This is a genomic window from Pedobacter sp., from assembly GCF_965249885.1.
Taxonomy (GTDB): domain Bacteria; phylum Bacteroidota; class Bacteroidia; order Sphingobacteriales; family Sphingobacteriaceae; genus Pedobacter.
In genome coordinates, this window is sequence record NZ_OZ252254.1 from 2,210,331 (window position 1) to 2,230,584 (window position 20,254).

Annotated in this window: 20 protein-coding genes; 4 read left to right on the top strand and 16 right to left on the bottom strand. The window is 37.4% G+C overall.

What is annotated here, in order from left to right; translation table 11 throughout:
* Positions 1–75 precede the first annotated feature (75 nt).
* From ACY2A0_RS09475 to ACY2A0_RS09495, 5 genes are all read right to left on the bottom strand, one after another.
* Positions 76–2,202 (bottom strand): hypothetical protein, encoded by a 2,127-nt coding sequence (locus ACY2A0_RS09475; RefSeq protein ID WP_461791420.1) that lies wholly within the window; start codon positions 2,200–2,202, stop codon positions 76–78.
* A gap of 155 nt (positions 2,203–2,357) precedes the next feature.
* Entirely contained in the window at positions 2,358–2,819 is a 462-nt protein-coding gene (locus ACY2A0_RS09480) for a hypothetical protein (protein ID WP_461791421.1), read from the bottom strand.
* A gap of 24 nt (positions 2,820–2,843) precedes the next feature.
* Positions 2,844–3,002 (bottom strand): hypothetical protein, encoded by a 159-nt coding sequence (locus ACY2A0_RS09485; RefSeq protein ID WP_461791422.1) that lies wholly within the window; start codon positions 3,000–3,002, stop codon positions 2,844–2,846.
* Entirely contained in the window at positions 2,999–3,760 is a 762-nt protein-coding gene (locus ACY2A0_RS09490) for a nucleotidyltransferase domain-containing protein (RefSeq protein ID WP_461791423.1), read from the bottom strand. Before ACY2A0_RS09490 ends, ACY2A0_RS09485 begins: the two co-directional genes overlap by 4 nt.
* Before the next feature lie 160 nt (positions 3,761–3,920).
* Positions 3,921–4,586: a DUF4844 domain-containing protein gene (locus ACY2A0_RS09495; protein WP_461791424.1), complete on the bottom strand. Its 666-nt coding sequence runs from the start codon at positions 4,584–4,586 to the stop codon at positions 3,921–3,923.
* Between the two features lie 246 nt (positions 4,587–4,832).
* Between ACY2A0_RS09495 and ACY2A0_RS09500 the strand changes: the two genes are divergently transcribed.
* Positions 4,833–5,903 (top strand): IS110 family RNA-guided transposase, encoded by a 1,071-nt coding sequence (locus ACY2A0_RS09500; protein ID WP_461791193.1) that lies wholly within the window; start codon positions 4,833–4,835, stop codon positions 5,901–5,903.
* Positions 5,904–6,308: 405 nt separating this feature from the next.
* On the opposite strand, the gene ACY2A0_RS09505 is transcribed toward ACY2A0_RS09500, so the two are convergent.
* A complete protein-coding gene (locus ACY2A0_RS09505; protein ID WP_461791425.1) occupies positions 6,309–6,728 on the bottom strand; it encodes a hypothetical protein in 420 nt (139 codons plus the stop codon).
* A gap of 223 nt (positions 6,729–6,951) precedes the next feature.
* Here ACY2A0_RS09505 and ACY2A0_RS09510 point away from each other — a divergent pair, with 223 nt between their 5' ends.
* Positions 6,952–8,022, top strand: coding sequence for an IS110 family RNA-guided transposase (locus ACY2A0_RS09510; protein ID WP_461791193.1), 1,071 nt, complete (start codon positions 6,952–6,954; stop codon positions 8,020–8,022).
* 309 nt (positions 8,023–8,331) lie between these two features.
* Here ACY2A0_RS09510 and ACY2A0_RS09515 read toward each other — a convergent pair whose 3' ends face one another.
* On the bottom strand, positions 8,332–8,823 hold the full coding sequence (locus ACY2A0_RS09515; protein WP_461791426.1) for a hypothetical protein: 492 nt from the start codon (positions 8,821–8,823) through the stop codon (positions 8,332–8,334).
* Between the two features lie 158 nt (positions 8,824–8,981).
* Positions 8,982–9,473, bottom strand: a complete 492-nt coding sequence (locus ACY2A0_RS09520; RefSeq protein ID WP_461791427.1) for a hypothetical protein — start codon at positions 9,471–9,473, stop codon at positions 8,982–8,984.
* Between the two features lie 231 nt (positions 9,474–9,704).
* Here ACY2A0_RS09520 and ACY2A0_RS09525 point away from each other — a divergent pair, with 231 nt between their 5' ends.
* Entirely contained in the window at positions 9,705–10,775 is a 1,071-nt protein-coding gene (locus ACY2A0_RS09525) for an IS110 family RNA-guided transposase (protein ID WP_461791193.1), read from the top strand.
* 328 nt (positions 10,776–11,103) lie between these two features.
* Here ACY2A0_RS09525 and ACY2A0_RS09530 read toward each other — a convergent pair whose 3' ends face one another.
* From ACY2A0_RS09530 to ACY2A0_RS09550, 5 genes are all read right to left on the bottom strand, one after another.
* A complete protein-coding gene (locus tag ACY2A0_RS09530; RefSeq protein ID WP_461791187.1) occupies positions 11,104–11,898 on the bottom strand; it encodes a hypothetical protein in 795 nt (264 codons plus the stop codon).
* A gap of 145 nt (positions 11,899–12,043) precedes the next feature.
* Positions 12,044–12,598, bottom strand: a complete 555-nt coding sequence (locus tag ACY2A0_RS09535) for a hypothetical protein (RefSeq protein WP_461791428.1) — start codon at positions 12,596–12,598, stop codon at positions 12,044–12,046.
* Between the two features lie 156 nt (positions 12,599–12,754).
* Positions 12,755–13,546 carry a hypothetical protein gene (locus tag ACY2A0_RS09540; protein ID WP_461791429.1) on the bottom strand — a complete coding sequence of 264 codons (792 nt, stop codon included), beginning with the start codon at positions 13,544–13,546 and terminating at the stop codon, positions 12,755–12,757.
* A 116-nt stretch (positions 13,547–13,662) separates the two neighbouring features.
* Positions 13,663–14,412 (bottom strand): tyrosine-type recombinase/integrase, encoded by a 750-nt coding sequence (locus tag ACY2A0_RS09545; protein ID WP_461789228.1) that lies wholly within the window; start codon positions 14,410–14,412, stop codon positions 13,663–13,665.
* A gap of 5 nt (positions 14,413–14,417) precedes the next feature.
* A complete protein-coding gene (locus tag ACY2A0_RS09550; RefSeq protein ID WP_461789229.1) occupies positions 14,418–14,690 on the bottom strand; it encodes a hypothetical protein in 273 nt (90 codons plus the stop codon).
* A gap of 240 nt (positions 14,691–14,930) precedes the next feature.
* Here ACY2A0_RS09550 and typA point away from each other — a divergent pair, with 240 nt between their 5' ends.
* The gene (gene typA, locus ACY2A0_RS09555) at positions 14,931–16,739 is read left to right on the top strand and encodes a translational GTPase TypA (protein WP_461789230.1); all 1,809 of its coding nucleotides are present in this window, start codon (positions 14,931–14,933) and stop codon (positions 16,737–16,739) included.
* A gap of 339 nt (positions 16,740–17,078) precedes the next feature.
* Here typA and ACY2A0_RS09560 read toward each other — a convergent pair whose 3' ends face one another.
* The 3 genes from ACY2A0_RS09560 to ACY2A0_RS09570 all read right to left on the bottom strand — a co-directional run bounded on the left by ACY2A0_RS09560 (position 17,079) and on the right by ACY2A0_RS09570 (position 20,254).
* Positions 17,079–19,001 (bottom strand): TonB family protein, encoded by a 1,923-nt coding sequence (locus ACY2A0_RS09560; RefSeq protein WP_461789231.1) that lies wholly within the window; start codon positions 18,999–19,001, stop codon positions 17,079–17,081.
* Positions 18,998–19,375, bottom strand: a complete 378-nt coding sequence (locus tag ACY2A0_RS09565; RefSeq protein ID WP_113639318.1) for a BlaI/MecI/CopY family transcriptional regulator — start codon at positions 19,373–19,375, stop codon at positions 18,998–19,000. Before ACY2A0_RS09565 ends, ACY2A0_RS09560 begins: the two co-directional genes overlap by 4 nt.
* Before the next feature lie 237 nt (positions 19,376–19,612).
* Positions 19,613–20,254 carry a response regulator gene (locus ACY2A0_RS09570; protein WP_461789232.1) on the bottom strand — a complete coding sequence of 214 codons (642 nt, stop codon included), beginning with the start codon at positions 20,252–20,254 and terminating at the stop codon, positions 19,613–19,615.

Below are 20,254 nucleotides of genomic sequence, written 5' to 3' on the forward strand. Positions count from 1 at the left end.
TTGAACCTTGCACAAATGTCCAATCGAAGCCGTTCAGCCCCGCTTTTGGCAATGACCTTTTTAGCGGCTGCTTTTTTATTCGTAATGAAAAGATATCGGCTCATTGTGTGTCAGTTTTAGTAATTTATTTTCTATCAAATACTGTATCCAATAATTTGCTCTATCTTGTGAGTCGCAACCATAAATACCATTTGAGTTACATAGTTTTTCAGGATAACCTAATGTCGTTTTGTGTGTCAACTCTAATAATTTGATTATTGCATAAACTTCATTATCGTATCTCCCCCCACCTCCACCAACAAATGCAACTACTACATTATATTTGAGTGCATCAAATATTTTGTCATAATCTAAAGTCTTTTCATCATTGAAATAATTTGTCCCTGCTTTGGTAAGCATATTCTTGTAGAAGTTAAATTCTGAAAATTTTTCATAGTCAGCAAGAAATTCTTTCCGTGTTGTAATTGTGTTAAAGTCGTCATAAATGAAAAAACCGAAATCTCTTTCAAGGAAAGAGTATTTTTTCCATTCAGATTCTTTAAACATTATATCTTCAATTTCTTTCATTGCTTCGCCAATCTGTTTGTAATTTATTTTCGAGAGTAATTCAGTTAGCGAATCTTCCATTTTTTCTTCGTCTTTTATTTTTTTAATTGCAATAATATTTTGTCTAATGTTATTAACTACAAAGTCTTTATTTGCATTATTAACTTTCATAGTGTCATTAGGAATTTTTACGGGTTGATAGCAAATTGTTTTTGCTTTTTCAATTTGGGTATTAATTTCTGCATCGGTGGATTGCAGCGAATTTAATCTTACTACTCCGTTTTCTTTCAAGTATGTGAACTTTTTCAGATAGTTGTTGCACACGCCAATAATACCAAGGTTGTCAAATAGCGAAGATTTTTTCAGATACAAATTTAATTGTTTGTCATTTTTCAATATTTTAGAAAAATGGTTTGAGTAGAAAATATCTAAAATTCTTCCTGCTGAATAAGTCAATCCCCAAGATTGTTCATAAATCAATGCCCAATATTCAAACGCAGTTATGTCGCCAAGAGCAAGTGTTTTAATAAGTGTATCTTCTAATTTTCTTCGTGCTGAAAACGACAAATCTGATTTTAATAACGAAATATTTTTCTGTAGCTCTTTCGTCCCAACGAAATTAATATTATTTTCTTTACAATAAGCTGTCAGCAATACAAGTTGTTTTAAGAATTTGTAAGGGAAAGTTGGAATTACATAGCTTTTATCAATACCTGCACTTTGATATTCGTTAGCAAGTTGAGTAACAATTGAAGGATTACAAACAGTAAGTTGAGTAAACGCATCAATTGCAATTGAATCATTTTTGCTATTAAGTAATTGGAAAAGTTGCTCTTCTTTTCCAACGGGTTTGATTTCTTGATTTGGATTTACGAAAATAGATTTCTTTTCATTCCAAGAATATTTAGAATAATACTTAGAAAAATAAATAAGCAGATTTAATTTGGATTCTGGGTAATAGTCTTTATCAATATGCCAAGAGATTATTCCTTTTTCATTTTTAACTCCTATTTCAGTCCCTGTTAAATATTGAAGTAGGTTGATAAATTCTTCTTCGCAAAAATAGTAGCGATTAAATCTACTTCTTATTTTAAAAAGTTCGGAAGCAATTGTTAATAGTAAAATAGGATTTCTCCGCTCAATTAAAGAATCAATCTTGTTTTCTTTAACCCAAACAAGGTTTAGCAGTGCTTTAGCACTGTCTTGAAGTTCTTGTTTTCTTGTTTCTGATACTGCCCTAATTTCAAAGGATACTGTTCGTTTGTCAAGCGGTGTAATCAAAAACGATGTAGCCAATTTTGAGAAAATAATTTTGTCTTTGTTTAGATTAAGAAAGTCGGTGAACTGTTTTGTCGTCGAGGAATCGGTAATGCTAAATTCTTCATTTGTGAATAAAGAATTTTCTGAAACAACTCTTTTTGCAATTTCTGATTCAAAAGTTTCAAGTCGGTGATACCCTAAAAATTCTATTACTTTTTGCTTACTATCAAAATATGGTGCAATGTCAAATAATGCGGATTTGTCCCCTTTCATTAGTCGTGATTCAAGCTGATAAATAGGGTGGTCTTGTCGCACGATAGGAAGATTCTGTGCAACTGTTGGGTTTGCAGTCAGCCAAAATAAAAGCAATATTGTTAATGTTCGCACTGTTCTCATAAAGTTGCAGCTAACGTTTTGCCGCTTTGCGAAGGCGGGGATTTTCAGCACTAAACTTCATTAGATGCACAAAACTTGAATTTAGCACTTCACTGTCATAGAAGCACGAACCCCCCGCTTTTGCAAAACGGCTGTTATAGGGCGTTTTTCTTTCGTTATTCATTGTCTTCAGTCGTATCTTTTTTTCTTTGAATTGATTTTATTCGTCCGTTCTTGAATTCAACCCTTATATCTATATTTCTTGTCAGAAAAAAGAACTTTTTATAAGTTTTACCACATACCAATACCAAGTCATATTTAAAATTGTCAAAAGGAATTTCAATTATGTCCAGAGTTAGTTTTGTTTGTCTGATTGTGTTTTCTATGTTCACTTCTGAATTTTTCAATGAACTTAAAATATACTGTTCAATGTCAGATAGGTGACTTTTAAAGTTCTCCTTGAATTCATTGTATTTGTCAACTTGTTCTTGTTTTATTTGCTTGTCTTTTGATTTAAAATACAAGTCACACAAATTCCCGTAACCTTCAAAAATTGGAGAGTCGTGATATGTTTCCGAATTACCCGTCCAAGCTTTTATGTATGAAAAGTCCTTTTTAATTTTTTCAATGGTCAACATATTCTGTTTTTTTATGTGGACGTCTTAAAATGCCGCATAACGTTTTGCAGCTACAAGAAGTTGGCGATTTCGAAGCTCAAAACTGTCTGCCAGCACAAAACTTGATACGAAGTACAAAGCTTCAATTGACCACTGAACCGCCAATTTCTTGTAGGTGCTGTTATGTGCTGGGCTTCTTCTCATTGTCCGTAAAATTTGGTCTTTAAGTTAAAACTGTAATCTGTCAAAACGCTTTCTAATTTTTGTCGGTTGTTACTGCTGCCAGGTGCTTTGCTTTCAAGTTGTCCTGTAAACTCTTTGATTGCAGTCAATATTTTTTGCTTTTCGTTTTCTAATACTTCTTCTTTTTCGGTCTGCTGCTTTTTTCTTTCTAAACTATCCTTTGCGATTTTCAAAACATCGTTGTCGTTGTCGAACTGTTTGAAAAGGTCGTCAATTAAAAGCTCGGGTATAATTTGTCGAGTTGCAAGGTCAGCCGATAAAAGTCCACGAATGCAGTAGAACGCTGTCTTGTAAGTAAACTTTTTACCTGTCTCCATTAAGTTTATGTTTCCTTTTGCAAGAGAAATGTAATGATGAAACAAAGCCCTAAAGTCAAAGTTTTTAATTACGTCCTGCTGAAAAGTTGTCCAGTCGGGAAGTTCGTTGAAGTAAACAATGTTCGCTCTAACCCACTCAAAAACAGTCGGGTTACTTTTTACTAAAAGTCCAAACATTTTGTCGATATCGTAGGAAACAAAATCAAAGTCACCGTCCATTACTTCGATGATGTCGCGGTGTTTTTTGAAGTCGAAATATTGTCGTTTTGATTGAAGATGAAAGCCACGAACATCAAAGTCGCTGTCAGGACTTGCTATGCCCCAAAGTCGGCTTCCACTTTCAATATAGAAAAGTGGTCTTTCATCTATTTCCTTAAAAAGCTTGTCAATTTCTTGTCTCATTGTCTTTACTGATGCGGTCTCTTAGCCTTGCCCATAACGGTTTCGGGCTTTGCGTTCGGGCGGGTTTCGGAGCACAAAGCTTCAAGTTTGCACATCAGCCCGCCTGACGCAAAACCCGTGTTATGTGCTGCCCTTCTTTTTTATGTCGTCCGATTTAATGTCATTTTTTTCTAAAGAATTTTATTTGTTCAAGTCTTGCGTTGGCTTGTTCTTCTGTATATTCTGTCTTTGATAGTTGTTCAATTGATTTGTAATTTCCAAAACGTAGTTCTTTAATATTAGGTCCAGTTGAAAGTAAATTGAATTCATTGCAGTTATTACACTGAATTATTGTCCAATTATAGTCGGGAATACCTTCTTCTTTTCGTGTGATGAACGTCTCAAGTTTTGAACCGCACAAAGTGCAGTCCTGTGATAAGGTTTCAATAATTTTGTCTTGTCCTTTAAAAAAAGAAGTCACCTTAAATAAGGTGTTAAGCACTTTTCCATAAAGCCAACTATTCAAATTGTCCTTGAAGTCAACCGAAATAATTTTAGAAAGTTGGTCGAAATAGTCGCAAATAAATTCTCGTTCTTCGGTGTCATAGTCCGAACTATTAACGCTGTCTAGCCAGCTTTTTAAAATGCTTTTAAGTTGTCTTAGCTTAAAGTCCGAATTTGTTGCTTCTATTAAATTGTCTGCACAGTCGTTGAACAAACTTTGAAGTCTGTTGCACATTTCGCTGTCAGAAGGATTTAGTCCCCGTTCTTCCCAAGCTGAAGTCGAGAACTTGTCCAGCTTTTTAAAGGCATTTAATTTATCTAAAGTTGTCTGTTTATCAATCATTAAAACTGTCTGTTTCTTGTTAGCACTTTCGGTCGTTCAGGGTTGCACATAACGTTTCGGGGCTTTGCGATTGTGGGGCAATCGAAGCGCAAAACCTCAATTTTGTACAAAAGTTGAACCGAAGAACAACTGGTGAACTTTGCAGTTTCGCCGCACTATTTCAAAGCACCCATGTAAAAGCAGCAATCCTGTTCCATCCAAAAAAGATGTAGTCTAACGTTAATTAGCTACCAAAACAATTGAAATATGGCAACAGAAATTACTGCTTTACCGAAGTTATACATTGGTATCGACATTCACAAGAAAAGCTGGTCGGTTCATATCCGAAGTGATATTAGCGACCACAAAAGTTTCACCGTTCCGGCAGACCCTTCAGTGGTTTATGATTACGTTGAGCGGAACTTTCCCGGTTACGATATAGCGCTCACCTACGAGGCTGGTTGTTGTGGTTTTAGTGCGGCACGTTATTTTATGCAGATGGGCTGGGATGTAACGGTTGTAAACCCAGCAGATGTGCCCACCAGCAACAAGCAATATTACCAGAAGACCGATAAACTTGATTGCCGTAACCTGAGCAGGCAACTATCGTTGGGCGAACTGAAGGCTATTCATATTCCAACTGATTGGGAAGACGAACTAAAAAGTCTTTTAAGGCATCGGGCTGCCATTACCCGCCAGCTTCGGTCGGCTAAAACACACATCAAGAGCTTGCTGCTTTATCAGGGCATAAAAATTCCCGAGGCCCATGACAATCCCAATTGGACCAAGTCGTTTATCGAATGGCTTAAGCACATCGAATGGCGTTCTGCTACAGGCCAGCAATGCCTAAACAGTAAGTTGCGTGTTTACGAGTTTATCTATGGCGAATATCTGGAACTGGCCAACCAGCTACGTTCACATTGCCGTAAACACCATAAACAGGATTATTATCTGCTTAAAAGTATTCCGGGTATTGGCGGTTATTTGGCCAGTGCCTTAATTGCCGAACTGGGCGATATTAGGCGGTTTGGCAACGAGGCAAGTTTTGCGAGCTACATTGGACTGGTACCGATGATGCGCAATAGCGGAGGTACAGAGAATGTGTTTGGGGTAACCCCACGTTGCCGAGGTTTGCTACGTAGTTATATTATAGAAGCTGCTTGGGTTGCCCTGCGGCTAGATCCACAGATGCAGTCCTATTACCGTACACATATTGGCAAGAACCCAAAAAGTATTGTAGTTAAGATTGCCAGAAAATTATTGAACCGTATCCTGTCGGTTATCAAAACAGGGAAACCTTATCAGATCAATCACCAAAAACCACAGGCTATGGCATAAAAAGGATATATATATAGAAAACATAATTGTTAAAAGCTCATCAAAAAACAAAATCCAGACTACAAAACATGGGTTGTGAAGCTTGATGCTTTCACACCGCAAAGCAGGTAGCTGTATTTAAAATCAATACAACCATACGGGTGCAGGTGGTGTTTCCGCGTAGAAGCAGCCACACATAGGAGCCTGAGCTTAATGATTATCGAGGTGTTTGAGGAGCATTAATTTAGTCCCCAAATGTCAATTTATTGGAATATTTAAAAGGAATGATTAACTTGGTTCTAGGAAAACTGCTTTACATAGGAACCCTTGTTGGTAGCGGGCTTTTTTGTTCTGTTTGTCATTGTTGTTTTATTTCCTGCCTAAAATTCGTCAAAATATGATTTTACTTTCATTCATTTTATTTTACTACCAATCGATATTTTCTGTGAACTCTTTGTTTTTGTAATTGTCAAAATCCGATAATTTTTTTCTTTCAGTAGAATTGATATCTATTTCCCAAATTGATGAATTATTAGCCCAACGGTCAATAAGAATATGAGCTTTATTTGTGTCTGTCTGCCTAAGTTTAGAAGCCCAATATAAGTTATCATCTTTAATTTCTACTGTATTGTCTGGTGTCCACAGAATTAAAGTCGAGCCACCAACCAAACACCATTTGTTGTCTTTGTCGATTAATGCGCAAGATGGGTCTCCGTAGGAGTCTCCTAAGATTATTGAGTATTCATTTGTCTTGTCAATAAGGTAAGTAGTTTCAAAAATATGTCCAACAAGATAAATGTCAGTTTCAAATAACTTATGGAAATTTTTGTCTTGCGTTATTTTCATTACTACGTGTTGTTTAAGCTTGCCACCAACGTTTCGGGCTTTGCGTTCGGGCGGGATTTCGAAGCACAAAAGCCGATATTATTACTGATGTTCAATTGAAAAACTCCTGTTGAATTTTGCACTTCAGCCCGCCTGACGCAAAGCACCCATGTAAAAGCAGCAATCCTGTTCCATCCAAAAAAGATGTAGTCTAACGTTAATTAGCTACCAAAACAATTGAAATATGGCAACAGAAATTACTGCTTTACCGAAGTTATACATTGGTATCGACATTCACAAGAAAAGCTGGTCGGTTCATATCCGAAGTGATATTAGCGACCACAAAAGTTTCACCGTTCCGGCAGACCCTTCAGTGGTTTATGATTACGTTGAGCGGAACTTTCCCGGTTACGATATAGCGCTCACCTACGAGGCTGGTTGTTGTGGTTTTAGTGCGGCACGTTATTTTATGCAGATGGGCTGGGATGTAACGGTTGTAAACCCAGCAGATGTGCCCACCAGCAACAAGCAATATTACCAGAAGACCGATAAACTTGATTGCCGTAACCTGAGCAGGCAACTATCGTTGGGCGAACTGAAGGCTATTCATATTCCAACTGATTGGGAAGACGAACTAAAAAGTCTTTTAAGGCATCGGGCTGCCATTACCCGCCAGCTTCGGTCGGCTAAAACACACATCAAGAGCTTGCTGCTTTATCAGGGCATAAAAATTCCCGAGGCCCATGACAATCCCAATTGGACCAAGTCGTTTATCGAATGGCTTAAGCACATCGAATGGCGTTCTGCTACAGGCCAGCAATGCCTAAACAGTAAGTTGCGTGTTTACGAGTTTATCTATGGCGAATATCTGGAACTGGCCAACCAGCTACGTTCACATTGCCGTAAACACCATAAACAGGATTATTATCTGCTTAAAAGTATTCCGGGTATTGGCGGTTATTTGGCCAGTGCCTTAATTGCCGAACTGGGCGATATTAGGCGGTTTGGCAACGAGGCAAGTTTTGCGAGCTACATTGGACTGGTACCGATGATGCGCAATAGCGGAGGTACAGAGAATGTGTTTGGGGTAACCCCACGTTGCCGAGGTTTGCTACGTAGTTATATTATAGAAGCTGCTTGGGTTGCCCTGCGGCTAGATCCACAGATGCAGTCCTATTACCGTACACATATTGGCAAGAACCCAAAAAGTATTGTAGTTAAGATTGCCAGAAAATTATTGAACCGTATCCTGTCGGTTATCAAAACAGGGAAACCTTATCAGATCAATCACCAAAAACCACAGGCTATGGCATAAAAAGGATATATATATAGAAAACATAATTGTTAAAAGCTCATCAAAAAACAAAATCCAGACTACAAAACATGGGTTGTGAAGCTTGATGCTTTCACACCGCAAAGCAGGTAGCTGTATTTAAAATCAATACAACCATACGGGTGCAGGTGGTGTTTCCGCGTAGAAGCAGCCACACATAGGAGCCTGAGCTTAATGATTATCGAGGTGTTTGAGGAGCATTAATTTAGTCCCCAAATGTCAATTTATTGGAATATTTAAAAGGAATGATTAACTTGGTTCTAGGAAAACTGCTTTACATAGGAACCCTTGTTAGCTGGCGTTTTGTTTTACCAGTCTCGTTTTTGTTGTTTGTATTGTCAATCTTGTTGTTTCATATTTTTCCGTTCTATCAAATTCAATAGTCAGATCAATCATATTTAATGCTTCCAGTATATACTTTGCCATTTGACGAACATTTTGCCATTCTGGATTTTTTTCCAAAAGGAAGTCGTCCCAAAAGTCAGGCGATTTGTCGCCACTTCTATCTTCAAAATAATTGTCCAGTTCTTGAAGTTTTTCAACTTGTGAAACTGTCAAGAGCCCACTGTCTAAATAATTTTGATATTCAAGTGTAAAGTAAGTGTCAAAGTCTATTGCCATTTCATCACAAGTCGCACCAATTCCTATGATTTCTGCTTGCCGCTCTGCTGAACTTGATAGGGTTATTAGGTTCTTTATTAGTTCGCTAAATTTCCAGCGGACTAAATTCTCGTCATTTGTTAGGTCAGTGTCGCCATAATTATATGTCGGGTCAAAGTTCATACTTTTTTTTTAGGTTTGTCGGTAAAATGCCAGCTAACGGTTTGCAGGTTTAAGTTGAGCCTTATTATTTGCAAAACAGAACCTATCTCACTAATCTAAATAAATTACTCCAAATTATGGAGTTTTTACTTCGCCCGAGGCTTAACTTAAACCTGTTGTTATAGCCAGTTGATTAAACCTACATTCTTTTTATAGAGTACACAGAAAGGCTCGTCGGCCTGCCCGTAAAGCTTTTCATAACCTTGTAATTCGTTCAAATATTTATCCAAATTCGAATTGGTCAACGTACTTTCCTTTTTAAGCTGTTTAATTATCCAAGGAAAATTGTCATGATTTGGATTTGGCGTATGTAAAAATAATGCGTCGTTAGCACTTTCACTGTCAAGTATTGTAGCCCAAATTTGAAAGTCGGTTTCCAAGCATTTTACTTTTTGTTCTAACAATTCAAAATGTCTGAACAATTTGTCTAAATGAGGCTTGCGTTTTTTGAAACTTTCATTTCCATAACCTCGCCAGTCGAAATGTGTGTGCCAGAGGTCAAACCAAGCAAATTTTGGGTCAGTAAAATTTAACCCAGACCAATCATCAATTTTAGAAGCAAGATTTTTGTAGTAACGCTTAAGTCCTCTATGTTTTTTAATTCCGTTCATTTGTTGATATACTCATCATCTTATAATTGGCTATAACGTCTTCGGGCTTTCCGTTCGGGCGGGAAATCGAAGCACAAAAGTTGATGTTATTACTAAAGTTCAATTGAAAAACTGCCGTTGAATTTTGCACTTCAGCCCGCCTGACGCAAAGCACCCATGTAAAAGCAGCAATCCTGTTCCATCCAAAAAAGATGTAGTCTAACGTTAATTAGCTACCAAAACAATTGAAATATGGCAACAGAAATTACTGCTTTACCGAAGTTATACATTGGTATCGACATTCACAAGAAAAGCTGGTCGGTTCATATCCGAAGTGATATTAGCGACCACAAAAGTTTCACCGTTCCGGCAGACCCTTCAGTGGTTTATGATTACGTTGAGCGGAACTTTCCCGGTTACGATATAGCGCTCACCTACGAGGCTGGTTGTTGTGGTTTTAGTGCGGCACGTTATTTTATGCAGATGGGCTGGGATGTAACGGTTGTAAACCCAGCAGATGTGCCCACCAGCAACAAGCAATATTACCAGAAGACCGATAAACTTGATTGCCGTAACCTGAGCAGGCAACTATCGTTGGGCGAACTGAAGGCTATTCATATTCCAACTGATTGGGAAGACGAACTAAAAAGTCTTTTAAGGCATCGGGCTGCCATTACCCGCCAGCTTCGGTCGGCTAAAACACACATCAAGAGCTTGCTGCTTTATCAGGGCATAAAAATTCCCGAGGCCCATGACAATCCCAATTGGACCAAGTCGTTTATCGAATGGCTTAAGCACATCGAATGGCGTTCTGCTACAGGCCAGCAATGCCTAAACAGTAAGTTGCGTGTTTACGAGTTTATCTATGGCGAATATCTGGAACTGGCCAACCAGCTACGTTCACATTGCCGTAAACACCATAAACAGGATTATTATCTGCTTAAAAGTATTCCGGGTATTGGCGGTTATTTGGCCAGTGCCTTAATTGCCGAACTGGGCGATATTAGGCGGTTTGGCAACGAGGCAAGTTTTGCGAGCTACATTGGACTGGTACCGATGATGCGCAATAGCGGAGGTACAGAGAATGTGTTTGGGGTAACCCCACGTTGCCGAGGTTTGCTACGTAGTTATATTATAGAAGCTGCTTGGGTTGCCCTGCGGCTAGATCCACAGATGCAGTCCTATTACCGTACACATATTGGCAAGAACCCAAAAAGTATTGTAGTTAAGATTGCCAGAAAATTATTGAACCGTATCCTGTCGGTTATCAAAACAGGGAAACCTTATCAGATCAATCACCAAAAACCACAGGCTATGGCATAAAAAGGATATATATATAGAAAACATAATTGTTAAAAGCTCATCAAAAAACAAAATCCAGACTACAAAACATGGGTTGTGAAGCTTGATGCTTTCACACCGCAAAGCAGGTAGCTGTATTTAAAATCAATACAACCATACGGGTGCAGGTGGTGTTTCCGCGTAGAAGCAGCCACACATAGGAGCCTGAGCTTAATGATTATCGAGGTGTTTGAGGAGCATTAATTTAGTCCCCAAATGTCAATTTATTGGAATATTTAAAAGGAATGATTAACTTGGTTCTAGGAAAACTGCTTTACATAGGAACCCTTGTTATATGCTGTGCTTCTTTTCATTCAGTTGTCGGTAATACTTTATCGGTTAAATACTGTTTCCAATTTGTTCCTGTAAATTCACAATTTCCGCTATTGATTTTAGCATTTGGTAAGTCTGCTAGAACCATCGTTAAGTCGTCCCAAACATTTTTCAATTCTTCGTCCTTATTTTCAAAACTCAAACTCAATTTTCCGTTCTCCATTTTCAAATGTTTTAGAAAAATTCCTTCTTGTGTCGAGCTAATTCTGTCCGCAAGTTGTATGTAGTAGCCTTGGTAGTCTGGATATGGAACTTGTTCTGGTTGTCTTTCGTCACCTGCGTAAAAACGAAACAAAATGTAGTGTCCGTATTTGCTTAATTTTTCTTTCCAAAATTCAGGTCTTGGAATTTCTGTAAGTTCAGTTGTCAAATACATTTCTGTCTCGCTTGCCCAAGGCTTAAAAGTCGTTTTTACTAATTCTTGTTCTTCAATTTCGAGATTGTCAGCTACTAGTCGAAAAGTCGCAGGAGTTGAGAATTCTATGCAAACACCATTTTCAACTTCACTTGCTTCAATACATTCGATGTAATTGTCGTCACCAACATTTACCACATCTTTGTCAAAAGTCCATTCGTAAATTTTAGATGGAGTGATTTTGAAGGGCAAAATGTGTCTTTCTGAATTTGCCTTATAGTTTGCTTTAACGTTATAACCAACAATAATTTCAAGAGGATTTTCCTTGATTGCCAAAACGTGTCCGTCCTCAAAATAGAAGTTGTCGGACAACCATTTGTCAAGGTTGTTGAATGTATGTACGGTCGTTTTTAGCATAGCATATAACGGTTTTCGGCTTGGCGATGTGGCGGATTTTTATCACAAAAGTTCAATAGAAGAACGAATGTTGAAACTTGTACAAATGTTTCATAGAAGCACTTCAGCCGCCATATTGCCAAACCGATGTTGTGCGTTCGCCTTTTTATTCTTCATTGTCATATTTCCACCATTCTTCTCCATATAATTTCCTCAATTCAAGTTTTTTTTCAAGGCTCGTTTTTATTTCGTCAAAGTCTTTCGAATTACAAAAACCTAATTTCTTTTGTGCTTTAGGTGAAGTTGAAAATTTGTCGTCCCCTTTATGCAAAGTTTTAAGTATTTCAGGTATGGCTTTGTCAAACGAAAACACACAAAGATGCTTATGTCCATCGTCAATTGTGTCTAATGGAAACCAAGCTTCGTGAATACTTTGAGTTAGTTCATAGTCAATTTTTATAAAATCTTTTGGATTCTCTAAATGAAATATAATATCAAAATTTTTAGGAATGTCAAAGTCTGCATAGGCGTATAATGTAAATACAGCTATTTCATTCTCCTTTCGTATCCAGTTAATATACTTTTCATAAGCTTGTCCCTTCGGCTTGTCTTTACAACGTTTTATACATTCAGTTTGCCAAATTGCAATTGCTTTGTCCGAAAAATATTCATCGGCAAAGAGAAATCGTTGGTTTGGTTTACATTGTTCTTCTGTCTGCATAGTTTTTGTAAGGTGACGCACAACGTTTTATGGTATGGTGTCGTGCGGGATTACGAAGCGATTTCCTATCAGTTTACACCAGCTTTTTTTACGAGCCACAAACGCTCGAGAACCTCTGAAACCCGCATGCACTATACCATGTGTTGGCAACCGTATTTATTTATCAATTATCACTTCGAAGTATTTCATCTCATATTTAAAATCACTGCCGACATTTAAAATCTTTCCTCTATATTCCAAAGAATCATAAGGCTGCATTTCTGTAATTTTAATTTCTAGAATTAGCTTTCTTCTGTGTTTATTTATAATTTTTCCTTTAATTACGTAATCATAATCTTCATCTGTACAATTCCTACAAGGTGAATAATTAGTACTTATTCTTTTTTTCGATGTATCTAATCCAAATGGTATTTTTACAATGTCTCCAATATTTAAATCTTTAAAGTCATTTTTATTTATTTTTCCGAATTCCTTTAATTCTCTGCTAATTCTGTCTAAATCTGGCTTGTCTGCTTTAAAATCTCTGTCGTAACAGATATTGTTATTTTTAAAAAGTCCATTTCTTACAGCTTCAGAATGGACAGTTAGTAATTTATCAAATCGTTTCTTACGAAGTCTATCGATTTTCTTAGAAGTCATAAAATCATATGTTCCATCATACATCATTACAACTTCAACTGTATCACAATCTTTCTTTAATCTAATGTCAGTCCATTCCATACCTACATAGCGAAACAACAAACTATCAGTTTCTTGAGGGATGCTAATTTTAAAAAATCCATCCATGTCTGTTTTTCCAAGAATTACATTATCAGAGTTTTCAATATCTAACCCTGGAAGTGGTTCTAAATACTCAGAAATCACTCTACCGAAAATAATTCGGTTTTGTCCATTAAGATTCAGACTTGAAAGAAGAACAGCTAATATTAATATTGTCGTAATTTTCATTGTAGCAGGGTGTCATAATATGGTTGCCAACTAACATATACATCTGATTTTGTCAGACAAAGCCAACCAAAACAGACTGTATTTGTCTGTGTTTATTCAGTTAAATGTAATCAAAATTACAGATCGTCAAAAGGGCTTTTTATATTTTGTAAGCTCTTTGTACTTACGTGCGTATAAATCTCTGTAGTTTTGCTGCTACGGTGTCCCAACAACTCTTGTATGTAGCGTAAATCGGTTCCGCTTTCTAACAAATGTGTGGCGTAACTGTGTCTTAGCCAATGTAAAGTCACCGGTTTATTAATGCGAGCTTTTATTAGTGCTTGCTTTAGTACGCTTTGTAAACTTTTTTCAGAATAAGGGGTATTGGGTTCTTGCCCTTCAAAAAGCCAGGTTTTAGGAGTGTAAAGTTTATAATACTCCCGAAGTAAAACCAATAATTTTTCAGACAGCGGTGCTATTCTGTCTTTCTTGCCTTTGGCCAGTTTAATTAGCAATACACCTCTTTTGCTATCTATGGCCGACGGTTTTAAACTTAGTAACTCGCTTCTACGTAAGCCACAGGCATAAATTAGGCTGAGCATAGCTCTATGTTTTAGATTAATATGACTATTTAATATGGCTTTTATCTCTTCTTTACTTAAAACATTGGGCAAGGTTTTCTCGCGTTTTGGTCTATGTATTTTCGCTATATTTATCTTTTTGGTTAAAATGATGCCAAAATATAATTTAATAGCATTTACCATTTGGTTTTGGTAAGATGATGATAGCTGCTTAGTTAAGATATATTTTTGGTTGAAAACAATAATATCTTCATTGTTAATTTGGCTAGGCAATTTGTCTTTAAAAAATTGAAAGAAAACGCTCAAGGCATTTAAATAAGTTTGGATAGTGTTTTATAGCGTCTGCTCATTAGCCACTGCTTAAACTTAAGTAATGTTTCGGTATTATCTTTTTGTGTTGCAGCTGGCGCAATTTTAAACTGCTTTCTATAAGTTGGGGTGTCTGGCAAATGCCATACCTTAAGTGTTGCGCTCCATGTGGCGCCTTTCAGTTTTTTAAAGCGTTCAATAAATTCGGGTTTGTTTTCAAAATAAACGGCAATACGATTTTTGCCCCTATGGATAATTAGTTTGGCTTGGTACATGGCAAGGTAGCTGTTTGTTGCCCTAATTTAGTAAGAATTTTGTGAACTAAACCCGATTGCAGGCGGTAGCCCGCATACCAAAGCGTAGCGAGGTAGCGGACTAAAGCCAAAAAGCGGGACTTTCATTGCCGATATGCGATGCAATTGATTTACAAAAACTTAACAGCTTTTAATGTGCTTTTTGCTTTCGGCTTTCAGCTTTTTTTGCTACCTTTGCGCCCTTAAATACAAGCGCATACAATGCAAAAGATTAGAAACATAGCTATTATAGCACACGTTGACCACGGTAAAACCACCACGGTTGACAAAATTTTACATGCCTGTTCTATTTTTCGTGATAACGAAGAAACCGGAGATTTGATTTTGGACAATAACGATTTGGAACGCGAACGCGGTATCACTATCGTTTCTAAAAACGTTTCTGTAAAATATAAAGACGTTAAAATTAACATTATCGATACTCCTGGTCACGCCGATTTTGGTGGTGAGGTTGAGCGTGTATTGAAAATGGCTGATGGCGTGCTTTTGCTTTGCGATGCTTTTGAAGGCGCTATGCCACAAACTCGTTTCGTAACGCAAAAAGCTTTGGCTTTAGGTTTGAAACCAATTGTAGTGGTAAACAAGGTTGATAAAGAAAACTGCCGCCCGGAAGAAGTTTACGAGCAAATTTTTGAGTTGTTCTTCAACTTGGAAGCTACGGAAGAGCAGTTGGATTTCCCTGTAATTTATGGTTCATCTAAAAATGGTTGGATGAGCACCGATTACAAGCAGCCAACAGATAACTTTTTCCCATTATTGGACGCTATTGTAGAGCACATTCCTGCAGCGCCAGTAAACGATGGTACTTTGCAAATGCAGATCACTTCGTTAGATTATTCTTCTTTCGTAGGTCGTATTGCTATTGGCCGTGTACACAGAGGTTCCATCAAAGAAAACCAGCCAGTTACCTTAATTAAGCGTGATGGCAAATTGGTAAAATCAAGAGTTAAGGAATTATATACTTTCGAAGGTTTAGGTAAGGTAAAAACTACCGAGGTTAAATCGGGAGATATTTGTGCCGTTGTAGGTATTGACGGTTTTGATATTGGTGATACTATTGCTGATTTCGAAGCGCCGGAACAATTACCAGTAATCAAAATTGACGAGCCAACGATGAACATGTTGTTCACGATCAACAACTCGCCATTTTTTGGTAAAGAAGGTAAATTGGTAACCTCGCAACGTATCAAAGATCGTTTGTTGAAAGAGATGGAGAAAAACTTGGCCCTTAAAGTGGTGGAAACGGAATCTCCTGATGCTTGGTTGGTGTACGGTAGAGGTATCCTTCACTTGTCGGTTTTAATTGAAACGATGCGCCGCGAAGGTTACGAGTTACAAGTAGGACAACCGCAGGTAATTGTAAAAGAAATCGACGGTAAAAAACATGAGCCAGTTGAAACTTTAATTGTAGATGTACCTGCTGAGGTTTCTGGTAAAGTAATTGAATTGGTAACTCAACGTAAAGGTGAGTTGTTGATTATGGAGCCAAAAGGCGATTTACAGCACTTGGAGTTCGAAATTCCTTCTCGTGGTATTATTGGTTTGCGTAACAACGTTTTAACTGCTACCGCTGGCGAGGCGATTATGGCACACCGTTTCAAAGCTTACGAGCCTTGGAAAGGAACTATTCCTGGTCGTATGAATGGGGTATTGATTTCTATGGATAAAGGTCAAACTACTGCTTACTCTATCGATAAATTACAGGATCGTGGTCGTTTCTTCGTTGATCCAGGTGTGGATGTTTACGAAGGTCAGATTTTGGGTGAGCACATTCGTGATAACGATTTAGTGATCAACGCCGTTAAAGGTAAAGCCTTAACCAACATGCGTGCTTCAGGTTCTGATGATAACGTTCGTATTGCACCGGCAATTAAGTTTTCTTTAGAGGAGGCAATGGAATACATCCAAGCTGACGAATATATTGAGGTAACTCCTGCAAGTATGCGTTTACGTAAAATTTTCTTAACAGAGAACGAACGTAAGGTAAAAGGCAAAATGTTCCAGTCGTAATTGATTGTATGCGAGCATAGTAAATTCGGAAAATTGAAATTAATTACTTAACTTTAGTTGTCCGAGACATAGGAGATATTTAAAAGCCCTGCCGATTTTTTTTTTGGCAGGGCTTTTTGTTTGTTATTGGCCTGTGGGCTTTTGAAATTCAGTATATGTTATTATTGAGTTTGGGTATTTGAGCCACCTAACAATATATGAATTGCTTTAGATTAGCAGATATCGTCATTACGAGGTACAGCCTGCCCCGATAATTCGGATAAGCAATCTTAAGCGTAAGTTAGTATAGCTATGGAACGGTTTGTAACTCACAATGAAGGGCTTAAATATTAACTCACGTTAATTGTTATCTTTTGGTTTTACTGTTACTGCTTTAGGACCATTTTTGGTTGTGATCAAAATAGCTCCATTCTTTGCGGAAATGCCGTATAAAGCAACGGCCGATTGGTCTTTCAATATCGTTATGGCTTCAATGTCATCTTGCTTTATGTCTTTAATCTGTCCGTCGAACAGTTTGCCGTCTAACACAATGAGCGGTGCATTATCAGTAGGAAATGTTGCTCTATTGAAAAAGGTTGCTACGTCTACTTTTTCGCCCATTGCCTTAGGCATAGTTTTTTGACCGTTATTTAGCGCAAACTTAATGGGAATACTATATTTCGTTCTCACTGGTTTTTCATCAAGAAGACCAGGGTTCCATCTCCTGCTAAGTTTAAGTACCCTAACAGCTTCTTCATCTGTCCCGTAGCCTAATTTCCTATCAATTTTAATATCGGTTACAGAGCCGTCTTTTTCTACAACAAACGATACAAACACATTGCCTTGGATATTGTTTTCAGCTGCTTCTTTTGGATACTTGATATTGGCTCCTAAAAATTTGTAAAATTCTACAATTCCGCCGGGATAGTTAGGAGGGTTTTTTAGAGAGACGAAGCTATAGATCCTATCTTCCGGGTTGCCTATTGCATAGCCCATAATAGTGATGGGATTAAGTGTATTGTAGCCTTGTTTCGGCACTGCATTTTGGTTAAATATTTCGGTATATGCACCATTCAATCTGTATTCTACACGCATGCTATACTTACCATCGGTAAATACATCGCCGCTATACTTGGCTACTGTTGCTGCCGTTTCTTCATCCGCTCCATAGCCAATTTTCGGCTCCACTACAACAGCCTCAATTTTCTTATTTTTAACACTAAAGCTTACCACTAAATTGCCTTGCACATTGTTGTTAATTGCTTCTTTTGGATACTTGATATTGTTGCCTAAAAATTTATAAAATGCTTCGTAGTTATCATTTTTCGCTGTTTTAGCGATGACTTTAGTGGCTAAGCGCACTTCCGTGGGCTTTTCTTTTGGGAGTTCCAGTGTTTCCGAAACAACAGTCTTCACTTCGTTCAGTGGGATTTCACTTGCGGCTGCCAAAATTTGTTCGTTTTTACTAATAGTTGCCGATGACAATAGCAAAGCTGATGCGAACAATGGTACGAATATGCCATACTTTATAATGGCCGTCTTTTTTGATCTTTCTTTGTAAAGCATAAAAATTCTTTTTTTGATCATCGATTTTTTAAAGAACCCATTGGTGAGCGTGTTAACGTTAATGCCAAAAGCCTGATTGAGTAAAAGCATAGAGTAAGCTTCTTTGTCGCCTTGAAACTTGGCAGCAGCTTCATCTGCTAAATATTCATGTATAGCTTTTACGGTTGCTTTGTAAAAATAGATGATGGGATTAAACCATGTAACAATTCCTAAAATTTCGAAGAAAATGACGTCGGCGGTGTGAAATTGCTTGATGTGTATATCCTCATGATGATGCACTGTAGCCGCTTCTGGTAGATTTTCAGCAACTACTTTTTTGTTCCAAAACGAAAATGCCAATCCGCTAGTAAAATCCTTAAGCATTTTTGTTACCCCAATTAACTGTGCAATAAAACGCATCGAGAAAAGAAGTACACCTAGCAAGTAAACCAATACAATGGCGTTGCCCCAATTGAAGTTTTTCTCTTCGGTTACAACAGAAGCATTGCCTATAAATTGGTTAATTTGATCAACACTGACATAAATCTGTTGGCTAATTTCCCGTTCGCTAAACCAATCTAATTGGATAAATGGTATGCCCAGTGAGAAAATACCAGCACAAATCAGGTAAACCCTATTTAATACAAAATAGGTTTCGTTTGCAAGCAATAGTCTATAAAAGACATAAAAAACTACCAAATAGATGTTAACTTGCAGTAAATAGTGTGACCAGCTCATTTCGGTTTGTTTTTGAATTTGTTAATCATTTTGAGGATTTCATCCACGTCGCTTAAGTCAAGCTTTTCTTCTTTTACGAAAAATGAAAACATACTTTCAACAGAGTTTTCAAAATAGTTGCCCAAAAGTTTTTCGGTAGCATGTCTCTTGTACTCTTCTTTTGAAATCAGCGGATGATATTTGTGCGCCTTACCGAAAGCCTCATGACCTACAAAGCCTTTTACTTCTAAAATGCGCACAATGGTTGATACGGTATTGTAAGCCGGTTTCGGCTCAGGTAGCTGGTCGATTACTTCTTTTACGAAAGCGCTCTCTAGCTGCCACATTACCTGCATAATTTGTTCCTCTGCTCTTGTTAAATCTTTAATTTCCATTATTGTAAATTTTTAAGTGAGGGCCTTGCAAAGCACCTAACTAATTAGATATCTTAATCTAATGTATAACTAATATTTTAGTTATCAAAATTTTTTGGCAAATTTTATCCAGGAGATTACGGAAAAAGGAGAGTTTTTGGAGCGTAATTAAACCATCAAATCGTCACAGATTCAGCTTAATGAACCAATGAACCAATGAACCAATGAACCAATGAACCAATGAACCAATGAACCAACTTAGATTTTGATCAAATCGTTTTTAATGCCGTACACTACCAGGCCTGTTCTTGATTTTAGGTTTAGTTTTAAAAAGAGCGATTCGCGATAGTTATCTACTGTGCGTGGACTAACGTTCATCAAAGCAGCAATTTCTTTGTAGGTAAGTTCGGTGCTGCAATGTTGCAAAAATGTGAGTTCTCTTTCAGTGAGTGTAAAAGCGGGATGATCATTTTTTACCGAAACCAATAAGCGACCGGTCACTAGTTCGTTTACGTAGAAGCCTTTTTCTACAATGTGCTTGATGGCGGTAATTACTTCAAGAGGTTTTGATTGTTTAAGCAGGTAGCCATTTGCACCAGCTTTAATCATATTGATAATTGATTTTTCATCCTCAAACATACTTAATGCCAAAATATAGCTCTTCGGATAGTTGTCTTTGATCCACTTGGTGGTGCTAAAACCGTCCATAACTGGCATGTTAATATCCATTAATATCACTTGCACATTTGGCTGGGATTTAATTTTTGCTTGCAGATCTGTCCCATTGGTTGCTTCAAAAACAATATCTACTTCGTCAAATTCAGTTAGCAGATTTGCCAAACCTGATCTGAATAGGGTGTGGTCATCAACCAAAGCTATTTTTATTTTTTCTGCGTTCAT

Coding starts and splice junctions, on each gene's coding strand:
- ACY2A0_RS09475 (WP_461791420.1), bottom strand. CDS start 2,202: ATGAGAACAGTGCGAACATTAACAATATTGCTTTTATTTTGGCTGACT.
- ACY2A0_RS09480 (WP_461791421.1), bottom strand. CDS start 2,819: ATGTTGACCATTGAAAAAATTAAAAAGGACTTTTCATACATAAAAGCT.
- ACY2A0_RS09485 (WP_461791422.1), bottom strand. CDS start 3,002: ATGAGAAGAAGCCCAGCACATAACAGCACCTACAAGAAATTGGCGGTT.
- ACY2A0_RS09490 (WP_461791423.1), bottom strand. CDS start 3,760: ATGAGACAAGAAATTGACAAGCTTTTTAAGGAAATAGATGAAAGACCA.
- ACY2A0_RS09495 (WP_461791424.1), bottom strand. CDS start 4,586: ATGATTGATAAACAGACAACTTTAGATAAATTAAATGCCTTTAAAAAG.
- ACY2A0_RS09500 (WP_461791193.1), top strand. CDS start 4,833: ATGGCAACAGAAATTACTGCTTTACCGAAGTTATACATTGGTATCGAC.
- ACY2A0_RS09505 (WP_461791425.1), bottom strand. CDS start 6,728: ATGAAAATAACGCAAGACAAAAATTTCCATAAGTTATTTGAAACTGAC.
- ACY2A0_RS09510 (WP_461791193.1), top strand. CDS start 6,952: ATGGCAACAGAAATTACTGCTTTACCGAAGTTATACATTGGTATCGAC.
- ACY2A0_RS09515 (WP_461791426.1), bottom strand. CDS start 8,823: ATGAACTTTGACCCGACATATAATTATGGCGACACTGACCTAACAAAT.
- ACY2A0_RS09520 (WP_461791427.1), bottom strand. CDS start 9,473: ATGAACGGAATTAAAAAACATAGAGGACTTAAGCGTTACTACAAAAAT.
- ACY2A0_RS09525 (WP_461791193.1), top strand. CDS start 9,705: ATGGCAACAGAAATTACTGCTTTACCGAAGTTATACATTGGTATCGAC.
- ACY2A0_RS09530 (WP_461791187.1), bottom strand. CDS start 11,898: ATGCTAAAAACGACCGTACATACATTCAACAACCTTGACAAATGGTTG.
- ACY2A0_RS09535 (WP_461791428.1), bottom strand. CDS start 12,598: ATGCAGACAGAAGAACAATGTAAACCAAACCAACGATTTCTCTTTGCC.
- ACY2A0_RS09540 (WP_461791429.1), bottom strand. CDS start 13,546: ATGAAAATTACGACAATATTAATATTAGCTGTTCTTCTTTCAAGTCTG.
- ACY2A0_RS09550 (WP_461789229.1), bottom strand. CDS start 14,690: ATGTACCAAGCCAAACTAATTATCCATAGGGGCAAAAATCGTATTGCC.
- typA (WP_461789230.1), top strand. CDS start 14,931: ATGCAAAAGATTAGAAACATAGCTATTATAGCACACGTTGACCACGGT.
- ACY2A0_RS09560 (WP_461789231.1), bottom strand. CDS start 19,001: ATGAGCTGGTCACACTATTTACTGCAAGTTAACATCTATTTGGTAGTT.
- ACY2A0_RS09565 (WP_113639318.1), bottom strand. CDS start 19,375: ATGGAAATTAAAGATTTAACAAGAGCAGAGGAACAAATTATGCAGGTA.
- ACY2A0_RS09570 (WP_461789232.1), bottom strand. CDS start 20,254: ATGAACGCAGAAAAAATAAAAATAGCTTTGGTTGATGACCACACCCTA.